Here is a 21460-nt window from a genome sequence, read left to right on the forward strand (position 1 = left end):
ATGACATCCCTTAAATTCGCTTATTGGGTTGGCTGCTCTATAGGAATAGTAAGGTTTACAATTGTCCCTTTCCCCTTTTCACTTTCAAACGTGATTCCCGCCTTGTGTTCATCCAAAATTTGCTTGGTAACCATCAGTCCTAAACCGGTTCCATCCGGTTTAGTTGTATAAAATGGATCCACGACCCGTTCCATATTTTCTGCTTCTATCCCGCAGCCTTCATCTTTAATGCTGATCAAAACCTGATCATCCTCCGCCACTTTGGCCGAAATCAGGATCGTGCCGCCTTCTGTCATAGATTCCATTGCATTCTTGACCAAATTAATAAAAGCCTGCTTCAGCATATTTTCGTCGCAATGAACTTTAGGAACAGATTCCAAATTTTTTGTTTCAAGACGGATGTTCTGGTTGGCTGCCTGTTCATGTATGATTGAGATGACATAGTTAATCACTGCGTTCAGTTCAACTTTCTTAAACATAGGCAGCCTTGGTTTGCTCAGGATCATAAGGTCATCGGCAATCAGATTAATGCGGTCGATCTCCTCAATCATAATTTTATATCGATCCCTATCTTCAGTGTGCTTTTCCATCTGCAGCTGAGTAAACCCCCTTAATGCTGCTAAAGGATTTCTCACTTCGTGGCCCACTGCCGAAGCCATCTGTCCGACAGCAGCCAGCTTTTCCGTCTGGCGGAGTTCCTGGAAAACATGTGTCAGCGAGTGAATATATGAATAGAAGCGGTTCAGCAGAACATATGAAACACTTGAAAAAATGATCAAAAGCACGATTGGCACCATTACCTTCTGGCTGCTCAGTATCAAACCAGCCAGAAGATACTTCGCAACCATCCCCCCGGTTACAATCCAAAAATAGCGCTTATTCACAAAAATCGGTGCAAATATAATAAACAAAAGTTCTACTGCGCTTCCGCTCTGGAATTCCTTCGATTCACCAAAATAAATCAGCATGCTGCTGCTAAAATCAATCAGGGAAAAACCTGCAAAAAATAAGTATTTTACGAGAAAAGGCCGTTTCGTCCTGATAAAATAAAGCCCAAACGGCAAAAGACCGGTAATAGCCAGATAATAGCCCCATCCGAGCCCTCCATCCGGGAGCCCGGCAGTGCCGCCTGTATTAAGTGGAAGCAGATAATAATAAAATAAATCATAAAGCGTTAAAATAATATAAAACAGCCAGATAAAAAGGGTGACTGCTTTTGTTTCTTCTTTTATCAAAGTATCTTGATTAAAGCCTTTCATTTACATGCTCCTTGGTTAACTCTATTAATTGTATGCCTTTAGCACTATTATATACGTTTGTGTCGAAACATGTATATTATGTTATATTCTTAAACTTCAAAAAACCGGCCAAGGTATTTCCTGGCCGGTTTGTGTATTATAGCTAAGGTTTTAAGATGACTTTGATGCAGTCATCTTCATGGTCATTAAAAATCTTATATGCACGATCTGCTTCTTGGAGGGGAATTTGATGAGTTATGATCGACTTTGGATCAAATTCCTTGTTCGTGATTTTTTCGAACAGCTCAGGCATGTAGTGAACAACAGGGGCTTGTCCCATTTTAATCGTAACATTTCTCGAGAAAAATTCCTCCAGCGGGAACATATTATAAGTCAGCCCGTAGACACCTGTCAGCTGGACGGTTCCAAATTTACGGACGGCTTTTGTCGCAATTTGAATCGGGCCAAGCGTTCCTCCCTGCAGCTTCAGCTTCTGTTCGATTTTTTCAACTGCGGATTTCTTTCCATCCATGCCCACACAATCGATGACCACATCAGCTCCACCCTGGGTGATTTCTTTCAGATAAGCTCCCATGTCATCATATTTAGTGAAGTCATAGACCTCTGCATCATTGGTGAGTTTGGCATGGTTCAGACGGTAATCAAGATGATCGACCGCTATTACCCGCTTAGCACCTTTCATCCAGGCAAATTTCTGGGTCATTAACCCGATGGGGCCGCAGCCGAGGACGACGACCGTGTCTCCCGCTTTTACACCTGAATGCTCCACACTCCAATAAGCTGTCGGCAGCACATCTGATAAAAAGAGCAGTGACTCATCCTCCAGCTCGCATGATTCCGGTATGACAAAGGGCATAAAATTGCCAAATGGCACCTTCAAAAACTCTGCCTGGCCGCCAGGATGATTTCCATATTTCTCTGTATAGCCGAAATAGCCGCCTGAATCATTATGCGGGTTCGAATTATCACATTGGCTCTCCATATCATGCTGACAGTAGAAGCAATGCCCGCACGACACATTAAATGGAATGACCACCCTGTCGCCTTTTTTGACCCGTGTCACATCAGGGCCTGTTTCCTCAACGATTCCCATCGGTTCATGCCCGATAATATACCCGGGCCGCAATGGCATGTTTCCCTGATATAAATGAAGGTCCGATCCGCAAATGGCTGTTGACGTGATTCGGACAATAACATCATCCCGTTTTTCAATTCTGGGATCCTCCACATTTTTCACTTGAATATCTTTTGCTCCCTGGTAAGTTACAGCTCTCATGCTTCACACTCCTTTATTGACTTAATAGGCTATACCCTCCTCCGTGCTCAAATAACTCCATTTATATCCAATTTATAAGTTGAAATATTTACCTCAAAAGTTAATTTTCTTTTAATTTAGAAAAATAGTACAAAAGACCAGTTTAACTATTCTGAATTTTGTAAATATAATAGAGTCACAGCTTTTCCGGCTGTGGACAATACATATTTTGAGAGGAGATTTTGGATGAAGAAAAAAAGAATAATTGGATCAGCGGTATTAAGTGTCGCAATGGGGCTTTCTGTATTTGCATCAGGGGCTTTTGGCCAGCAGGTTGAGAGCAATGAAACCTACCGGGTCGTTATTCAGGGACCAAGTGCGGAAAAGGCAAAGGCAAAATCGAACTACGGAGTACGGTGGGATTTTGGACAGAAAGGTTTTACTACAACAGTCAATGCTAAACAGTATCAGGCACTTTTAAAAAATAAAAACTTAAAGATTGATAGAGTAGATGAAGTTAAGAATGCACCTGTGACAGCTGCAAAACCTGGATCGGAGGCTGCATCAGCTCCAACAGACGGTACACCTTGGGGAATTGAGGCCATATACAATGACAGCTCCATCCAAAGCACTTCAGGCGGAACAGGGGTAAAAGTTGCTGTGCTGGACACTGGGGTAAATACAACGCATGCTGATCTTGCTGGACAAGCTGAACAGTGTAAAGACTTTACACAAAGAAAGTCACCTTTAATTGACGGAAGCTGCGGGGACAAGAACGGACACGGCACACATGTTGCTGGTACTGTACTGGCTCATGGCGGTGCTAACGGACAAGGTGTTTATGGGGTAGCTCCAGACGCAGATCTCTGGGCATATAAGGTGTTAAATGACAGAGGATCAGGGTATTCTGATGACATCGCCGGAGCTATTAAGCATGCGGCCGATGAAGCGGTCCGCACAGGATCTAAAGTGGTCATTTCCATGTCATTAGGTTCAAGCTCTAAGAGCACGCTGATTGCAGATGCAGTTGATTACGCCTACAGCAAAGGTGTCCTGGTAGTTGCTGCTGCCGGAAATGACGGTCCTGCCGATAACACGATTGGCTATCCTGGCGCACTGGTGAATGCTGTTGCAGTGGCCGCTCTTGAAAATGTTCAGCAGAATGGTTCATACCGTGTTGCAGATTTCTCATCAAGGGGCAACCCTGCAACTGATGGCGACTACCTGATCCAGGAGCGTGATGTCGAGCTGTCTGCACCAGGCAGAGCAATTGAATCCACATGGTATGATGGCAGTTACAGCACAATCAGCGGCACATCCATGGCAACTCCTCATGTATCCGGATTGGCTGCTAAAATCTGGGCTCAGAATCCATCCATGAGTCATACACAGCTTCGCACCGAGCTTCAGAACCGGGCCAAGCTGAATGATATTCTTGGTGGAACAGGCGCTGCAGCTGGTGACGATTATGCGTCAGGCTTTGGCTTCCCGCGTGTAAAATAAGAGAATAATAGAAAAGCTTGGACATTTACGGTCCAAGCTTTTTTGTGCTTTGGTTTTAATTAAAATTACTGCAAAACAGCCTGCTTTTTCTGCTTTCTGTTATATATGATTTTGGACAGGCTCACACTCGCCTCGTACAGGAGCAGGAGAGGCAATGTGACCAGTATATCTGAAATAAAATCAGGCGGTGTGACTAGGATCGCAACCACAATCAGCACGAAATAGGCATACTTCCTTATCTTCTGCAGCGAATAGGGATTGATAATGCCAAGGCTGGTCAGGAACATAATCACAACCGGAAGCTCGAACAGAAAGCCGAATGGCAGTGTTAAATGCAGCACAAATTGAAAGTACTTTTCTGTTGTAAAAAAGGCGGTGAACATCTCTCCGGATAAGGTCATTAAAAAATTCAGAACCAGCGGCAAAAGGATGAAATATCCGAATGCTATACCGGTAATGAACAGGAAAAATAACGCGGGAATATAGGATAAGGCCACCTTTTTCTCCATTCCGGTAAGCGCCGGACTGACAAACAGCCAGATTTGATGGGCAGCTACCGGGATGGCGGCTGCAATGGCTACAACAGACGCAAGCATAAAATAGACCCATAGAATTTCAGATGGACCGAGAACAGCTAATTTAAAGTCCAGATCCTTAACCAGCCACTGGTAAATGTCGCTGACGAAAATAAAGGATAGTGCCAAGAACGCGATAAAGACAGCAGCTATAATCATAAGCCTCTTCCGGAGCTCCTCAAAATGCTGGAGAACATTTACTGCCTCATTGTTCATATTAATCACCTCAATAGAAAAGCGCAAGCGCCTTGCCCACCCCCGACAAGCACAAGACGAGCCTCCCGGAAAGGCGTTCTTTGCCTTTTTGGGAGGATTGGCTTGTGACCTCGAGGGGGTAGGCGCTGGAGCTAGACACTTATCGACGTTCAAAAATTATATGCTTTCTTATCTTTATATAAAAGGAAGGAAGATAACTCTCCCTTCCTATTCATTCTTACAGCAATTCTTTTTTCTTATCTTCCGGCTGTTCGTCTGAAACAAGTTCGCGTGTGGATTTCTTGAATTCCTTCAGGGTGGTGCCGAATGCCCTGCCGATTTCAGGAAGCTTGGATGGGCCGAAAATGATCAGCGCCAGCACTAGAACAATAATCAATCCTGGTATCCCGATATTTGATAGCATAGTAACCTCCTAGTATTTGAAGCCTGTAATTGCCACAACTCCCGGACGCGGCATGGTGTCTCCCTTGCGGTGCGGCCATTTGCTTGTCAGATTGTTCAGGTCTTCCGTCTCTTCTCCCGGGTGCTGAATGGACAGGAACAGGGTTGTCTCGTTTGGTGTAAAAGAGGGTCCAGTCAGTTCTGCTTCAACGGGAGCTGAAGCAAATTGAAAGGCTTCACCTGTATTTTTTCCGATCGTCGGGATAACAAACATGCCATTGTTGGCGAAATGTGTGTAGATTCCTGTATTCAGCTTGCTTGATGACATATCTGTTACAGTCCAGAGATTGCCAAGGCTATCGAAAGTCAGATTGTCAGGTGCACTGAAGCCGCTCTGTTTTCCGCCGGCTGCGAAGATTTCAAAATCAAAAGTAAGTGCCCCCAGGTCATCTCCCTCTTCGATAAATCTGGTAATATGGCCGTGGAAGTTGCCATGTTTATCATTGTTGGTGTGGGCAATGAATACCGTTTTATCGAACGGGCTGATTTCCACATCTTCCGGCCGGTCAGTAGGCGTTCCGCCAACAAGCAGAGCTGCTTCATGGCAGTGAACAGCCACATCGGCCTGTGTTTGGAATTTCTTTAAAAGATCTGCATCCCCCTTGACGGCTTTCTGCACATTTTCGATCGTTAATGGCACCCATTTTCCGCTGCCCATATTAGCCGCATAAAGTGTCCCTTCTTCCAGAAGGTCTGCGTTGGCTTTTCCGCGGGACTTTACATATTTATTTTTGCTGATGAACTTATACACGCATGCATCTTTCTTATCATCGCCCATATAAACCACAACCCGATTGTCATTGGTCAGGCCGACTGCTGCATTTTCATGGTTGAAGCGACCAAGAGCAGTGTGCTTGCGCGGCTTAAAATTCGGATCAAACGGATCGATTTCCACGATCCAGCCATAATGCGCATCATTTAACCCTGCATCCTTTGAGGTAGATTCGAAATTTTCCTCAGCTGATAAGACCGTGCCCCACAATGTTTTGCCTCCGGAACAATTGGCAAAAGTCCCCTGTACATTTGTTGCACTGCCCACTGCTTTTGAACCTTTGGCAGGACCTGTCAGCTGAAACGGAGTCATGCCTGTAATACGGCGCGCATATTTGGAATCCGTGTCCAATTTCCAGGTGCCCTCTTTATCACGGTATACTTCGATAATCGATCCGCCCTGGTTGTAAAGCATTTTTTGAATTTGCGCTGCGGAGTACTTGCCATTTGCCGGCCTTGCACCATGAACAAATAGATCGCTTGAATATTCATGATTCACCCATAAAAGACCGCGCTTGTCCCCATCAATTGGAAAATATAAGGTAAAGTCATTGTTAAAGCCGAATGTATCACCTTTTTTATTAATGACATCTCCATAGGCTGCCACAACATCGTATTTGTAACCACGCGGCAAAACAAGGTCATCCTTGTCTGTCGGGTCAATAGGCTTAAAGTTTAATCCGGATATTTTCTTCTGAAATCCGAATAAATGGGAGGCTGCTTCAACGCCCTTAGCTTCCGCTTTTGGAACCATTGCCCCCAAACCTGTCGAAGCTACAGTTAAAGCTCCCACACCTGTACCTACATACGTTAAAAACTTGCGGCGATTCAATTCTGACATCCTTAGCACCTCTTCTTTTATATTGTTTGCAGCGTTTATATGTATCAAACCCAAGTACAATACTAAAAGATGAATATTAAGAGAATGCTAAGAAATAACCTGAAAATTGTAAAATTAGTATAAAGATTGTAAAAAAAATGCCCGGCATCAGCCGGACATCCCTTATCTTTCTATTAAGATACTTTTTCTTCCTGCGGCTTGTATTCCTCTTCCCAATACTCAGCATTTTTAATGCCTAGCTTCTTGGAATTGAATACTGGATCAAGACCTTGTTTCTTCTGGGCCTCATAATCTTTAAGTGCAATCAGAGCAGGTTTTCTTAGAATCACGATGGCAATTAAGTTCAGCCAAACCATTAGTCCCAAGCCAACATCTCCGAGTGCCCACGCCAGGCCTGCTGTTTTAACAGCACCATAGAATGTTGCGGCAAGCAAGACTATCTTCAGAATAAACATCGCCAGCTTGCTGTTCTTGCCGCTAATCAGGTAAGCTACGTTTGTTTCAGCCATATAGTAGTAGGCCATGATGGTTGTGAAAGCAAAGAAGAAAAGAGAAACAGCAACAAATCCGGCACCGAAGCCTGGAAGCACAGATTCAACAGCTGCCTGAGTATATCCAGGTCCAGCTTCCACTCCTGGAAGGTTTTCTACAATTGGAGTCTTTCCATCAGCGCCGACTGTATTGAACATTCCAGTAAATAGGATCATGAAAGCTGTAGCGGAACATACGAATAGCGTATCAATATATACTGAGAATGCCTGTACAAGACCTTGCTTAGCAGGGTGGGAAACCTCAGCAGCTGCAGCAGCATGCGGGCCTGTACCCTGACCAGCTTCGTTTGAATAAATTCCGCGTTTTACACCCCATGCGATTGCGCTTCCGATAATTCCCCCAAACATGGAGTCTGCGCCAAAGGCACTGCTGAAGATTAACGAAATTACGCCAGGCAGCTCACCAATGTTCATGGCAATAATAATTAAAGCGACTAAAATATAACCCACTGCCATAAAAGGAACGGTATATTGAGCTACAGTTGCAATACGCTTAACACCGCCGAAAATAATCAGGGCAAGTAAACCGATAATTATAAGGCCTGTTACTGTTTTGTCTATGCCAAACGCATTTTCCATTCCAAGCGCAATTGAGTTTGACTGGATGCCAGGCATTAAAAGTGCCATAGCAAGCAAAGCAGAAATTGCGAAAAGGACGGCAAACCATTTAATTCCGATTCCCTTTTCAATATAATAGGCCGGACCGCCTCGGTATAGCCCGTCTTTTTTCACTTTGTAAATCTGAGCCAGCGTTGATTCAACGAACGCACTGCCTGCTCCGATAAAAGCAATGGCCCACATCCAGAATACAGCACCAGGTCCACCCATTGCGATGGCAGTGGCAGTACCTGCAATGTTACCAGTTCCTACACGGCCGGAAAGAGCAATAGATAAGGCCTGGAAAGACGAAACGCCCGCTGCGGAACTTTTCCCTTGAAACATTAACAGTACCATATCCTTGATATGGCGGACCTGTAAAAATCGAGTTAAGACTGAGAAGAACAACCCTATTGCAAGACAGATGTAGATAACAGGTGTACTCCATAAAATACCGTTTAGCTGATTAACAAAAGCTTCCAAACAACTTCCCCCTTTTTAATATATATTCTGAATCTTTTTCCTATTAGGAATTATAGAATAAATCCTGTTATAAGACAATGTTTTTTTAACGGACTATGGTAATAATGTCATAGAATTTTCTGGATTCCCTGAGTAAAGCGGTTTTTATCATATTTGAGAGGATATATAAAAATTAGAGTGATAGCATAACCCTTCCTATTTTTTGTAATTTTCGTTATTATATATTTAGGGAAACGAAACGTTGACCGGAAAGAAGTGTTTCAAATATGGTAAAACAGACGAAAAGAAATTTAATGATTATGTGGTTTGCCAATTTTTTTGTGGCAGGCAGCATGACGATGGTCCTTCCCTTTATTTCGTTATATATAGAAAGCTTTGGCGACCATTCTCCAACCTATGTGCAGCATTGGTCAGGGTGGACGTTTGCGATCACATTTGTGACTGCGTTTCTTTTTTCACCTGTTTGGGGAAGAATCGGGGACCTTTTTGGGCGCAGGAAAATATTGATTCTGTCCGGAATCGGCATGGGCATATCCATATTCCTGATGGGGTACGTAACAAATGTCTGGCAGCTGTTTTTTCTCAGGCTGTTTACGGGAATTTTTACAGGCTTCATCGGAATGTCACAGGCGTTTATTTCCACGCAAACTCCGAAGGAAATTGCCGGCAGGGTGATGGGGACACTGCAGACCGGAAGCATCACAGGTTCATTGATGGGCCCTCTTCTCGGCGGAGTCCTTGCAGATTTATTCGGATTTTCAGATACCTTCAAATGGACCTCCATCGCCATCTTTGTTTCCGCTTTTCTTGTCTTTTTCACAAAAGAACACAGAATCCAAACTCAAAAGGGCGAGAAAACGCGGTATTCAAGCAAGGCGGTCATTCAGCATATTATCAGTAATCCCATCCTGCTGACAGTTATGCTGATATCAACGCTTGTTCAAATCGCCCACTTCAGCATCCAGCCTATCCTATCCCTATATGTCAGTGAATTGCACGGACCGGAAAATCTGGCGTTTTTTGCGGGGATTGCTTTTTCAGCTGCAGGGCTTGGCAACTTGCTGATGGCCAGGCAATGGGGAAAAATTGGGGATCAGTACGGCTATATTAAAACATTGGTTGTTCTCCTCCTTCTTGCAGGCGTGTTTTATCTGCCGGGAGGATTTGTCTCAAACATTTGGCAGCTTGTTCTTGTCCGCTTTGCACTTGGTGTCACCATCGGAGGCATAATTCCTGTCCGGATCGCCTATATCCGCCAGGAAGCGCCGGTTGCTATGCAGGGTGAAGTGCTTGGGTACAACACAAGTCTTCGCTTTTTCGGGAATATAATCGGACCCGTTATCGGCGGTATGATCTCCGGCTATTTGGGTTTTTCTGCCGTCTTCGTGGTCACAAGCCTTCTGCTTATCCTGAGCGGACTGATTCTTCTTGGTGCCATGAACCGCCACCCGAAGCTGGCGAAGGACTCTTATTAATAACTGTAAAAGCTGCCCTAAAAAGGCAGCTTTTCCTTACTCCTTAAAATGGCATACGCCAAGCTTATTGCCGTCAGGATCTTCAAACTCAAACCACTTTACCGTCCCATCATCCTGGATTGGACTTGTTTTCACTTTATGCCCTGCCAGATGCTGATGTGCTTCTTCAATATCGGGAACATAAAAGTTAAATGGCATATGGGAGGAGGGAATTACTTTTTCAGAATGGACAAGGGTTAAAGGCGTTTCCCCAACCTCCAGGGCTGCATATCCTCCCTGCTCATCCTTCCACCTTACCGGGAAACCCAGCACTGTGCTGTACCATTCAATGGCTTTTCCTAAACCAGTTACCTGCAGAAAAACTGTATCAATTCTTGTAAACATTTCAGCCTCCATAAAAGGGATTGGATATGGACTATATTCAACACCTTCTTACAAAAACCTCCTGCGAAAATTAAAAAGCCAGCGAATTCCGCTGACTTTAATCTATTACTTTGCTGCATTGCTTGCGATATGGACAGCATCCCAGACACCCGCAAACGGCGGAGCATAACAAAGATCCACCATGCCAAGCTCTTCTGCTGCCATCTTATTGTGGATGGCAACGGCAAATACATCAATTCGAAGGACCACTCCTTTATTTCCGATGGCGTGGGCTCCGAGTATTCGGTTTGTTCCTTTCTCACATATCAGCTTGATCCAGATAGGAGTCTGATTCGGGTAGTAGTCCGGATGATCGGCCGCTTTTACAAATTCAGTTGTGTAGCCAATATCAAGCTTTTTGGCATCCTCCTCGGAAAGCCCCGTTCTCCCAAGCTCCATATCAAAAATTTTAATCGCGGCACTCCCCAAAGTTCCCACATATTTTTCATGACTGCCGGCTATATTGGCCCCAGCCAGACGGCCGCATTTATTCGCGTTTGTACCCAGCGGAATATAATCATTTTCTTCAAGCACCTTGTGATAAACCTGGGCGCAATCCCCTGCAGCATAAACACCTTCAATATTTGTCTTCATTTCACGGTCGATGATGATGGCTCCATTTTCCGCCATCTCTATTCCCGATCCTTCAAGAAACTTCGTAGCAGGCTTTACACCAACAGCAACAAGCACTAAGTCTGCTTTATAAGTGCCTTTATCCGTTTTGACGCTCTCCACTTTCCCATTACCGCTGAAGCTCTCTACCTTTTCACCCAGATTCAGTTCTACTCCGTTATCACGGATTTCTATTTCAGCTATATCGGTTATTTCCTTGTCAAATGGAGCCAGGATTCTCTCCCCCATTTCAATAACACGGACATTTTTACCGAGGGTTTTCATCGCTTCAACCACTTCAATACCAATATAGCCACCGCCGACGATAACAACATCTTCCACTTCAGGTTTGTGGGAAATTTCTTTTAATACCATCCCATCTTCGAGTGTCTTCAGCACATGAATGTTCTCGAGTCCGGCTCCCGGAAATGGGGGCATGATCGGAAACGTGCCTGTTCCGATCATCAGCTTGTCGTATGTATCCGTAAAGGTTTTGCCTGATACAAGGTCTTTAACCGTTACTTCCTTTTTGTTTGTATCCACTTTTAACACTTCATGCTGCAGATGTGTTTTAATGTTCCTCTCAGAAAATTGCTCCTGTGTTCTAGCGATCATTTTCCGGTAATCATCATTTTCTCCGGAAATATAATAAGGAAGACCGCAGGCACCGTAAGATAAAAACTTGCCTTTTTCATACACGGTAATCTCCGCTTTCTCATCCATTCTCCTTAATTTCGATGCGGCTGACATACTTGCAGCCACCCCGCCAATTACCAGCAATTTCATTCGGAATCTCTCCTCACGTTCAATAAGGTATTCTAGATAGGTTTCGTTAAAAGGTTGAAATTATACAGAATTCTATACCCTTATAGCTATCCTAAATTCGCTATTTTAAAACGTTTCTCAGGACTTCTTCCGTGACTTTCCGAACGATATTTTCGATCAATTCTTCCGGCAGCGCGGAAGCTGTCCAGATTTCCTTATCACTTTTCGGTACCGGTATTCCACCCGTATGAATGCCCATTTTTTCGCGGATTGTGATCAGCTCTGCAATTTGTTCTGTACTAAGTTCGTTTGACTTTTGAATGATGTGTTCAGAATATATCAGCATGAGTGCATAGTGTTCCAATGACTCCATCCGAAAAAAGGCCTCAGTTATGTTTCTTCCCCAGGTTAGCGCGCCATGATTCGCTAAAAGGACAGCATTGTAATCCCTGCAGTATGGAGCAATGGAATCCGGTACTTCCTGTGTTCCGGGGGTGGCATACGGGGCTACCGGAACTTTGCCAAGCAAGACTATCGCTTCCGGTGATACGGGTTTTTCAAGGCTGATTCCGGCTATGGCAAATGAAGTTGCAACAGGCGGATGGGCATGGACAACAGCCTTTGCTTCAGTATTTTCCTGATACACTCTAAGGTGCATCTTAACTTCTGAAGAAGGCTTCAGCTCTCCTTCCAGGACATTACCTGAAAGGTCCATCTTAACCATCATATCCGGTGTCATAAACCCTTTGCTCACTCCGGTTGGTGTTGTCCAAAGTTCACGGTCGTTCACTTTAATAGAAATGTTTCCGTCGTTTGCAGCAACGAAGTTTTTATTGTATATTCTTCTGCCGATTTCGCAGATGAATTCCTTTGCTTCCTGGTCATTAAGATATGTATTATGAACAGCCATGGCTGCCAGCTCCCTTCCTATTCATCCACTCCCTATTGTATATTCAAAATAAATTTGTTTCAGCATTTTCTATTAGTTTTCTTGTTTCGCCAAAATTTGATCATTTCCGCGGAAATATTAAAAAAACCGCCTGATGAGAGATCAGACGGTTATCGGGGGTATGATTCTGTTCGTTTATTTTACACGTGGGTATCCGAAGCCTGACGCATAGTCATCACCAGTTGCTGCTCCGTATCCGCCTTTTATGTCATATTGCTTGGCACGATTTTGAAGCTCTGTGCGAAGCTGAGTGTGGCTCATGGATGGGCTGGAAGACCAAATCTTTGCGGCAAGGCCTGCTACGTGAGGTGTTGCCATGGATGTTCCGCTGATCGTGTTATAGCCTCCGTTATACCACGTAGACTCGATGCTTGCACCAGGTGCAGACACTTCCACGTCTTTTTCCTGAATGATATAGTCACCGTCCGTGTTAGGATTTCCGCGGGATGAGAAGTTGGCTACACGGTATGTACCGTTTTGCTGAACGTTTTCAAGAGCTGCAACCGCGATCGCATTCTTTAAAGCTCCAGGATAGCCGATTGTATTAGCGCTGTAGCCTGAGTTTCCTGCTGCAGCAACAACAAGGACACCTTTGCTGTATGCGTAATCAACCGCACTGCTGATGAGGGAGTCCTTGCCGCTTGAACCAAGGGACATGTTGATGACCACTTTAGAACCAGTACGGGATGCTTCGTCCGCTACGTGGCGGATTGCTCCTGCAATATCATCTGAATATCCCGAACCATTATCTCCAAGGACTTTATATGCCCATAACTTCGCCTGTGGAGCAACTCCATAAATCCCCTGGCCATCATATCCTCCATGTGCCAAAACCGTCCCGGCTACATGTGTTCCATGGCCCTGGCGATCCGTACAAGAACCATTTACAAGCGGAGTGGATTGAGTGAAGTCTTTACATTGCTCCGCAGAGCCTTCCAGGTCAATATGACCGGTATAAACGCCCGTATCAAGAACTGCAACCTTAATGCCGCTTCCGCCTGACGTACTCGTAATGCTGCTGTTATTATAGATTGAAGCAATTCCCCATGGTGTTTGATCACTAGGATACCCTGCTGCCTGAATAGAAACTGAATCTTTCTTGGACGCCTCTGTTCTGGCAGTATCAAGAGTAACTTCGCTTACCTTTTCAATCTTTAAGTTCTTATTTTTCAGAAGTGCCTGGTATTGCTTTGCATTGACTTCTGCAGTCATGCCATCGCTGCCAAAATCCCAGCGCTTGTCCACCTGTGAATTCACAGATGCTTTAGCGTTTGATGGCCCCTGGATCAATACCCGGTAGGTTTCGTTTTGAGTATCTGGTTCTTTTGCAAATGCCCCCGCTGTGAAAACTGATAAACCCATGGTCATACTTAGAAGTGCTGCTCCTAATGCCCTTTTTTTCTTCATCCTTTTTCTCCTCTCGACTCTATATTTTTTCTGTCGTTTCTTGTTGTATTTAAAGTATATTTAAAATATTCAAACTCTAACAATATGCTAAATTATTTAATTATCAGACTTTAGAATCAGGCACAGAAACATAGTTTCTCAAAAAGTATCAGGCATTTTGGAGGGTTTACAAATAGTTTCTACTATTCACATATTGTTTTCTTCATAAAATTTCCATAAATAAAAGAATTACCCCAAATAAAATAGTACATTTGATTGATAAAAAGAGTTAAATTACACTCAATTTTTATCGTAATCAGGGATATTTTCCTAGTTAAACGCTTTAAAGATATGAAGTATAGAAGTGCAAGCATGAAAATGCCTCCTGACCACTTGGCCTGGAGGCAGTATTCTTCCTATTTAAACATCTTTGACAGACTTTCATTGAACGGTGCATAAGCTATGCCATTCTCCGTTATTATGCCTGTGATCAGTTCATTATCTGTTACATCGAATGCGGGATTATAGGTTCTTACACCCTCTGGCGCCATCGGCTTTTCGTACCATTTAGAAGTAATCTCTTCCGAATCTCTTAATTCAATATGGATGTCGTCCCCTGTTTTGCATGCAAGATCAACTGTTGACAGCGGAGCACAAACATAGAAAGGTATATTATAATGTTTCGCGAGAATCGCAACGCCGGATGTTCCAATCTTATTGGCTGCATCACCATTGGCTGCAACACGGTCACAGCCGACAAGTACAGCTTGAATCTTGCCTTCTTTCATGACGATGCTGGCCATATTATCGCAGATCAGCGTGACATCCACACCTGCTTCTTCGAGTTCCCATGCGGTCAGGCGGGCCCCCTGCAGAAGCGGGCGGGTTTCATCGGCGTATACTTTAAAATCATATCCCTTTTCCTGCCCTAAATAAATCGGAGCAAGAGCTGTCCCATATTTAGCTGTGGCAATCGTACCGGCATTGCAATGCGTTAGAATGCCCCATCTAGGCTCAAGAACAGAAAGCGCGTGCTGTCCGATCGACTCGCACACCTTTTCATCCTCAGCGCGTATTTTTTCTGCTTCCTTTTTTAGGGCTTGCTTTATTTCAGCTGCTGCTTTGCCTTCTTCCTTCTGGAAACGGGCTTCCATGCGGTCGAGCGCCCAAAAAAGATTAACCGCAGTTGGCCGTGATGACGCCAGGTATTCCTTCGCCTTTTTAAAATCCTGATAAAGTTCTTCATAGCTCGCTGCCGCTGATTGCTTTGTGCCCAAATAGACACCATAAGCCGCCGCTATTCCAATGGCAGGTGCACCGCGGACCTTTAAATGATAGATTGCATCCCAAATATCCTTTAATTCTTTCAAATGCAAAAAGTTCTTTTCATTCGGCAGAACTGTTTGATCTAATAGAATGAGTGTGTCGTTTTCATCGTCCAATCTGACAGACTGGATGACATCCACTGGTTTTCCCATCATGCTGCCTCCTTTAGAATCTTTTTTCACAGTCTTTTAGAACACGTACAAAATCCGCTCCTGTTTTAAAAGATTCCCTATCCATAATAAACATTTTTCCGGCTGCCAGACAAATTTTTTCCGCTGCAGCTCTGCTGCTGTACTCTTCAATGGATGTGACATCCTTTACAGATGCCAGCCCGATAATTCTCCTGCACAGTTCAAGTCCTGTGACTGCTGCTGTCTCACGCAGAATTGTATCAAGATAGTATTCCTTAAAGCCTTCATAGCTGGCTGTTTGTTCAGTTGCTTTCTCATCCCAGGCCTGCAGGAATTTCGTTTGGAACAAGTCGATAATATCTTCTATTGTGTTTTCAAGATAACCAAGCTGATCGGTTCTTGCTTCATCTTCAGTGATGGTATATTTCGCATTCACATAGGCGAAAATCAGGTTGGCAATCACGTTTCCGACATCGTATCCGGCCGGGCCATAAAAGGCGAACTCAGGATCAATAATTTTAGTAGAATCTTCTTTTACAAAAATTGAACCTGTGTGCAGATCGCCATGCAGCAGGGACTGGGCATTGGTCATAAACTCAAATTTAAGCTTTGCCGTTTCAAGCTGAAGCTTTGGATCCTCCCAAATTTCCTTTTTGGCAAATTCCCTGGTGCCTTCAAACACTTCATTTCTCACACAATCGTAAAACGGTTCTGTGAAGACGAGGTCCTCTGAAATTTCGCATAGTTCCGGGTTGATAAACTTTTTGACGAGCTCTTTCTTTTCCTTATGCCCCATTACGACATCTGAAGTAAGCAATAAGGTATTTACCAGAAAAGTCGAGATATGGTCAGCAAACAGCGGGAATTTTTCATGCTGCATTAAGGCTGTTCTCATAATAGTGTAATCTGACAGATCCTCCATTGCGGTACAATTCATTACTGGATCGTAGTTAAACACTTGTGGCACGAAGCCAGAAGCGAGCTTGTTTTGCAGATCAAGAATTTCATATTCAATACGGTTGCGGTCAGGAGACAGCTTAAATTCATCTGATATCCTGGCAACCGGTCCGGCCTGCTTGATAATCAGCGACTTCTTGTGTTTATGGTCAGTCAGCCTGAAAACATAGTTCAAATTGCCATCGCCAATTTCCCTGCAGTCCAATTCAGCATCTGGAGCAAAATAATTCAGCCTTGTCTTGGCATATTCAATGGCTTCCTGTTCAGTCATTGTAAAATAAGCGGATGTAAAAACAGTCATGCAAAAAGCCTCCCATACGAATCTTTTTAATAGTATCTATAATTTTGTTAATTTAATATATTGGAAAATATCTAAATACTATCATGTGACTTGGGGTTCGACAATTGTTTTTTAAATATTCTACTTTCTAATTTTATAAAAAAAAGCCGCTTTATGAGCAGCTCCATTCATTACCATTATTTAATGCTTCTAATCGCCTGCAGGACGTTCGTGTATACTTCAAGGGATGACAAGTCAATGCCAAGGACAACGGCATTTTTTGCTAAATCCGGTCTCACACCTGTTGCAATGGTCTTAACACCTATTAGTTGGAGAATATTCCGGATATCAAAAATATGATTGGCAATTTCAACATCTATATTCACCGTGCCGGAAAAATCGATAATTAGGGTTTCAATTCCCAGCTGACTGACCCGAGGGACTGTCTTCTCAATGATGATTTGAGCTCTGTCATAGTCTATGCTGCCGATCAATGGAAGGATTGCAATGCTGTCCTGAATCGGTACAATGGCTGCAGCAAGCTCATTTACCTGAGATTGCGTCTCTCTCAGTTGTTCCTCGGAGTGCCGTTCAAAGGCAAATACGGTCTCATTGATGCTGATATCCAGCATAAAGTTCACTTTTTTAACAATAGAAATAATCTCATCAGCCGTTAATTCAAACTTCTCGCCAATATTCTTTAATCTATCAGTAAAAACGAGGCGGGTGTCCGGATACCGGATGACGATATCAGAAATTTTCCCTCCCTCGGAGGCAGCCCGTTCGCCATTTCCTTTGCTCCATTCAACCAGCCCTTCAGGAACCATGTCACTGCTGCTTGCAATCATGGTTCCCAGGAACTTCATAAACTCCAAATACATCGAAACGGCAGCCTCAAATTCCGGTTTGGGGATTTCGAAACCAAATCGCTTTACGATTTCTTTAACCAGTTCTCTAGATAAAACCTCTGCATTTTGAGTAAGATACGCTGAAACTTTATGAATAGGCTCCATTTATGTATATATCTCCCCTCTTATGTCTTTCTTCGATTATATCGTACTATAACTTCAAAATGACAGAATGGGAAATAAATAGGAGGTTTTCCCTAAGAGGGAAAGTCATTAGCTATAGTTTTTAAAACCACTCCTCATAATCCTCTTCCCTTATATCACTGATCAGAATTGATTCAAACCTTTTGTAAAGCTCCTGGATGCCGGGATCGTTGTTAATCAGCGGCAGCTTGCTTTGATAGTCCTCTTCCGACTTAAAAAAACTGATTTCTGTCCACTTTGTCTCATCTTTTTTATTTTTTAACATTTTAGTCTGAGCCTCGATGTAATTCCGGTAGATTTTACCAGATTTCCGTTGGACCAGCATCAGTTCCTGTTCGTTTTCCGGGCGGATATGATATTGATAGATTTTAATGTACATGGCAGCTCCTTTGGTTATTCGCGTTATGGGCGGAATTTGGGATGTTATGAGCAATTTTTGTATTTATGGGCGAAATTCCTATTTTATGAGCGATTTTTTTGTGTTTATGAGCGAAATTCCCATTTTATGAGCGAGGTTTTTGTGTTTATGAGCGAAATCTCCATTTTATAAGCGAATCCAGTTTTTGAGTGACATTCAGATAAAAAGGTTCTCAGCCGGCATCAGTTATTCAATCTCCCAGCTTTTTATAGAAGCCCAATGATTCTATTAAAAACTCCCGATTATACCCTGTCTTTTGATGAATACGGTCTGCCCATTCTTCAATAGATTCAGCAGGGACATCATGGTACAGGCCTTCTGTGGTACTGAGGAAGCTTTTCCAATTGTAAAATTCCCAGTGAGCGGTTTCGTTTTTATAGAGAAGCCGCTGCTCCAGTAAAGCTTTAGGATAAATAGAGTTTTGCGATCGTTCTGCTGCTTCCAAAAAGGAATTCAGTTCAACCGGATCCGTATCATAACTCTGCTGCGATATTTTTCCGTTGGGGCGGTGATAGATAATTTCCAGCTGCCCGCTTTCAGATGAAACCTGGACATCTGCTGCCGGGAAAAATCCGCTTATTTTTTCGGGAGTAAAATCCCGGGCCTTTGAATCAATTAATATGGGCTGCAGCCATTGGTCGCCCAGATCACATAGAAAGCGGCGGCCTTCTTCATCCACCGCCACCACTGCTGCATGTGCAGAAGGTGTTTTCAAATCGTGGCCAACTGGATAGGCCTGAATTCCTGCCTCCTTAAATTCATGGAGAAGCCAAATCGCGAGGTCAAAACAGTTTCCGGCAATGCCATATTGGGCACGGTGCTCCTTCATTAAAGAAACATCTCTCTGCTTTTTCGTTCCTGCTTTATCGTAGTACCATGCTTTTGTCAGTGTTTCCATCGGAAAACGATCAAAGATTTTCCAGACTGACAATATCGAATGGGGTGCGTTCAACCTCATCATCCTCTCCTATATGTACCTTTTACTATTCTTTTTCCCATGCAAAATTCCTCTTCCTTTTGTTTAGAAGGCAAATTATGATAGAGTATTTTCAGGAGAAAACATATAGAGGAGGCTTCATATGACCAAGTACAGAGGATACATAGGCACATACACAAAGGGTGAAAGTGAAGGGATATATTCATTTGTTCTGGATACAGAAGCAGGTAAAATTTCCGATGTCAGGACTGCAGCACAATTGGATAATCCCACCTACCTGACAATCAGCCGGGATAATCAATTTTTATACTCGGTAGCTAAGGAAGGCGAATCCGGCGGAGTGGCTGCGTATCGTCTTGAAAGCAGCAGCGGTTCACTTGAGAAAATCAACAGCCAGGTTTCTGCCGGATCCCCTCCATGCCATGTCAGTGTGGATTCTTCCGTGCGCAATGTTTTCAGTGCAAACTACCATAAAGGGACAGTCGAGTCTTACTTAACAAATGAGGACGGCTCATTAAATCCTGCTGTTTCGGTTATGGAGCATAGCGGATCAGGTCCTGACAGCAGGCAGGAAAAACCGCATACTCACTATGCCGGGCTGACTCCGGACGAAAAATACTTAGCTGCAGTTGACCTGGGAACAGACCAGGTGATTACGTATGAAGTGAATGAAGGAATCCTGAAGGAAAAAAGTATCCTGTCTGTAAAGCCGGGCAGCGGTCCCAGACACCTTGTGTTCCATCCAAATGGAAAGTATGCCTATGTGATGACCGAGTTTAGCTCTGAAGTTCTTTTGCTTCAGTATCATGGAGATGGAAACTTCGTACAAAAGCAGGCTATAACCACGCTTCCGGAAGGCTTTACGGAAAATAACCAGGGAAGCGCCATTCATATCTCTTCAGACGGCCGCTTCGTTTATGCGGGCAACCGCGGGCATGACAGCATTGCTGTTTTCTCCGTCAATCAGGATAATGGAGAGCTTGCATTTGTGGAGCATACCTCCACAGAAGGAAACTGGCCGCGAGATTTTGTACTCGATCCATCTGAAAAATTTGTGATCGGCTCGAACCAGAATTCAAGCAATATTGTTTTGTTCTCGAGAGATGAAAATACAGGGAAGCTAACATTGCTTCAGTCTGATGTGAAAGTGCCGGATCCGGTTTGTGTGAAGTTTTTACATGTATAAGAAAAGGGTGAGATTCTGCTTTTTGCAGGATCTCACCCCTTTTTTTATTCGCTGATTTTGAAAGCAATTTTCCCCCATTGCTCCGCGTTTGCGATTTTTTCAAAAGCTTGTTCATATTGTTCCAGGTGAAATGCCTGATCCAAAACCGGCCTGATTTGATGTTTTTCAATAAACTGGAGCATTTCATGGTATTCCTCTGCACTTCCCATTGTTGAACCAAGCAGGTTTTGCTGAGCGTAAAAGAGACTGCGGAGATTGAGCTCCAGCACATCCCCTGTAGAGGAGCCAAATGTTACGATGGTACCGCCACCCCGAAGGATTTCCAGAGATTTATTAAATGTAGCCGGGCCAACAGATTCAATGACAAGATCCACCTTTTCCCCGCCAAGGGTTTCCGTCCACTCTTCGCTGCTGTTTAAGGCTTTATCTGCACCAATTTCTAAAGCTCTTCGGCATTTTTCCTCTGAACGTGAAGCCACATACACAGATGCCCCTGCCGCTTTTGCGAATTGCATTAAGAAGGTTGCCACACCCCCTCCAATTCCGGGAATGAACACCTTCATGCCTGCCTGAAGCTTTCCTCTAGTGAATAATGCTCTGTAGGCGGTTAGTGCTGCCAGGGAAAGGACACCCGCTTCCTCCCAGGTTAAATACCCTGGCTTGGGTGCAGCGTTTTCAGCCGGAATTATGATGTATTCCGCAAATGTCCCATGAAACGGCAAGCCGACGATTTCAAAGCCGGCTGGGGGTGCCTCGCTTTTTTCCTTCCAGCCGAGTCCGGGATTGATGATAACTTCATCGCCTGACTTCATGTCTGCAACGCCATCTCCGACTGCGTCGATAACTCCCGCTCCGTCTGAACCGATGACAAGCGCAGGATCTTCCGGCTTGTGGCGGTTCAGGACAAATAAATCCCGATGGTTCAGCCCTGCCGTCTTTAATTTCACCCTGACTTCGCCGGCACCCGGCTCAGGCTTTTCAATTTCACCATAAGATAACCCGGCAAGACCGGCTTTACCTTCATGAATGACCGCTTTCATTTCCTCCACCCGCTTTTCTTTAAAAATTTCG

The 21460-nt window shown here is 44.0% G+C and carries 19 protein-coding genes; 3 read left to right on the forward strand and 16 right to left on the reverse strand.

Going from position 1 to position 21460, the window contains the following annotated elements; translation table 11 throughout:
• Nucleotides 1–20 precede the first annotated feature (20 nt).
• Together AC3WTL_RS14680 and AC3WTL_RS14685 are read right to left on the reverse strand one after the other, a co-directional pair.
• Nucleotides 21–1259 carry an ATP-binding protein gene (locus AC3WTL_RS14680; RefSeq protein WP_248348875.1) on the reverse strand — a complete coding sequence of 413 codons (1239 nt, stop codon included), beginning with the start codon at nt 1257–1259 and terminating at the stop codon, nt 21–23.
• Between the two features lie 142 nt (nt 1260–1401).
• Nucleotides 1402–2535, reverse strand: coding sequence for a zinc-dependent alcohol dehydrogenase (locus tag AC3WTL_RS14685; RefSeq protein ID WP_222498488.1), 1134 nt, complete (start codon nt 2533–2535; stop codon nt 1402–1404).
• A gap of 225 nt (nt 2536–2760) precedes the next feature.
• Here AC3WTL_RS14685 and AC3WTL_RS14690 point away from each other — a divergent pair, with 225 nt between their 5' ends.
• Nucleotides 2761–4017, forward strand: a complete 1257-nt coding sequence (locus tag AC3WTL_RS14690) for a S8 family peptidase (RefSeq protein ID WP_492369663.1) — start codon at nt 2761–2763, stop codon at nt 4015–4017.
• A 65-nt stretch (nt 4018–4082) separates the two neighbouring features.
• Here AC3WTL_RS14690 and tatC read toward each other — a convergent pair whose 3' ends face one another.
• The 4 genes from tatC to AC3WTL_RS14710 all read right to left on the reverse strand — a co-directional run bounded on the left by tatC (nt 4083) and on the right by AC3WTL_RS14710 (nt 8492).
• On the reverse strand, nt 4083–4808 hold the full coding sequence (gene tatC / locus AC3WTL_RS14695; RefSeq protein ID WP_163140080.1) for a twin-arginine translocase subunit TatC: 726 nt from the start codon (nt 4806–4808) through the stop codon (nt 4083–4085).
• A gap of 217 nt (nt 4809–5025) precedes the next feature.
• The gene (locus AC3WTL_RS14700) at nt 5026–5211 is read right to left on the reverse strand and encodes a twin-arginine translocase TatA/TatE family subunit (RefSeq protein WP_035326193.1); all 186 of its coding nucleotides are present in this window, start codon (nt 5209–5211) and stop codon (nt 5026–5028) included.
• A gap of 9 nt (nt 5212–5220) precedes the next feature.
• On the reverse strand, nt 5221–6861 hold the full coding sequence (locus AC3WTL_RS14705) for a PhoX family protein (RefSeq protein ID WP_222498484.1): 1641 nt from the start codon (nt 6859–6861) through the stop codon (nt 5221–5223).
• A 173-nt stretch (nt 6862–7034) separates the two neighbouring features.
• The gene (locus AC3WTL_RS14710) at nt 7035–8492 is read right to left on the reverse strand and encodes an alanine/glycine:cation symporter family protein (protein ID WP_206841803.1); all 1458 of its coding nucleotides are present in this window, start codon (nt 8490–8492) and stop codon (nt 7035–7037) included.
• A 266-nt stretch (nt 8493–8758) separates the two neighbouring features.
• On the opposite strand from AC3WTL_RS14710, the gene AC3WTL_RS14715 reads away from it, so the two are divergent.
• Nucleotides 8759–9967 (forward strand): MFS transporter, encoded by a 1209-nt coding sequence (locus AC3WTL_RS14715; RefSeq protein WP_492369664.1) that lies wholly within the window; start codon nt 8759–8761, stop codon nt 9965–9967.
• A gap of 36 nt (nt 9968–10003) precedes the next feature.
• Here the strand turns inward: AC3WTL_RS14715 and AC3WTL_RS14720 are convergent, their stop codons facing one another.
• The 9 genes from AC3WTL_RS14720 to AC3WTL_RS14760 form a co-directional block, all read right to left on the reverse strand.
• Nucleotides 10004–10351, reverse strand: a complete 348-nt coding sequence (locus tag AC3WTL_RS14720; protein WP_492369665.1) for a VOC family protein — start codon at nt 10349–10351, stop codon at nt 10004–10006.
• Nucleotides 10352–10456: 105 nt separating this feature from the next.
• On the reverse strand, nt 10457–11788 hold the full coding sequence (locus AC3WTL_RS14725; RefSeq protein ID WP_222498479.1) for a CoA-disulfide reductase: 1332 nt from the start codon (nt 11786–11788) through the stop codon (nt 10457–10459).
• A gap of 100 nt (nt 11789–11888) precedes the next feature.
• A complete protein-coding gene (locus tag AC3WTL_RS14730) occupies nt 11889–12677 on the reverse strand; it encodes a class II aldolase/adducin family protein (protein ID WP_222498477.1) in 789 nt (262 codons plus the stop codon).
• Nucleotides 12678–12851: 174 nt separating this feature from the next.
• Nucleotides 12852–14123, reverse strand: a complete 1272-nt coding sequence (locus AC3WTL_RS14735; RefSeq protein WP_222498475.1) for a S8 family peptidase — start codon at nt 14121–14123, stop codon at nt 12852–12854.
• 395 nt (nt 14124–14518) lie between these two features.
• A complete protein-coding gene (gene mtnA / locus AC3WTL_RS14740) occupies nt 14519–15580 on the reverse strand; it encodes an S-methyl-5-thioribose-1-phosphate isomerase (RefSeq protein ID WP_222498742.1) in 1062 nt (353 codons plus the stop codon).
• Between the two features lie 13 nt (nt 15581–15593).
• Nucleotides 15594–16817, reverse strand: a complete 1224-nt coding sequence (gene mtnK / locus AC3WTL_RS14745; protein WP_248348884.1) for an S-methyl-5-thioribose kinase — start codon at nt 16815–16817, stop codon at nt 15594–15596.
• Nucleotides 16818–16993: 176 nt separating this feature from the next.
• Nucleotides 16994–17809, reverse strand: coding sequence for an STAS domain-containing protein (locus AC3WTL_RS14750; RefSeq protein WP_222498471.1), 816 nt, complete (start codon nt 17807–17809; stop codon nt 16994–16996).
• 121 nt (nt 17810–17930) lie between these two features.
• Nucleotides 17931–18227 (reverse strand): hypothetical protein, encoded by a 297-nt coding sequence (locus AC3WTL_RS14755; protein WP_222498469.1) that lies wholly within the window; start codon nt 18225–18227, stop codon nt 17931–17933.
• Between the two features lie 229 nt (nt 18228–18456).
• Nucleotides 18457–19227 carry a hypothetical protein gene (locus AC3WTL_RS14760; RefSeq protein WP_457989862.1) on the reverse strand — a complete coding sequence of 257 codons (771 nt, stop codon included), beginning with the start codon at nt 19225–19227 and terminating at the stop codon, nt 18457–18459.
• Between the two features lie 118 nt (nt 19228–19345).
• Between AC3WTL_RS14760 and AC3WTL_RS14765 the strand changes: the two genes are divergently transcribed.
• Nucleotides 19346–20389, forward strand: coding sequence for a lactonase family protein (locus AC3WTL_RS14765; protein ID WP_492369666.1), 1044 nt, complete (start codon nt 19346–19348; stop codon nt 20387–20389).
• 44 nt (nt 20390–20433) lie between these two features.
• Here the strand turns inward: AC3WTL_RS14765 and AC3WTL_RS14770 are convergent, their stop codons facing one another.
• Nucleotides 20434–21429 (reverse strand): zinc-binding dehydrogenase, encoded by a 996-nt coding sequence (locus AC3WTL_RS14770; protein ID WP_492369667.1) that lies wholly within the window; start codon nt 21427–21429, stop codon nt 20434–20436.
• Between the last annotated feature and the right edge of the window lie 31 nt (nt 21430–21460).

This window comes from Cytobacillus sp. EB106-05-05-XG126 (assembly GCF_058791715.1).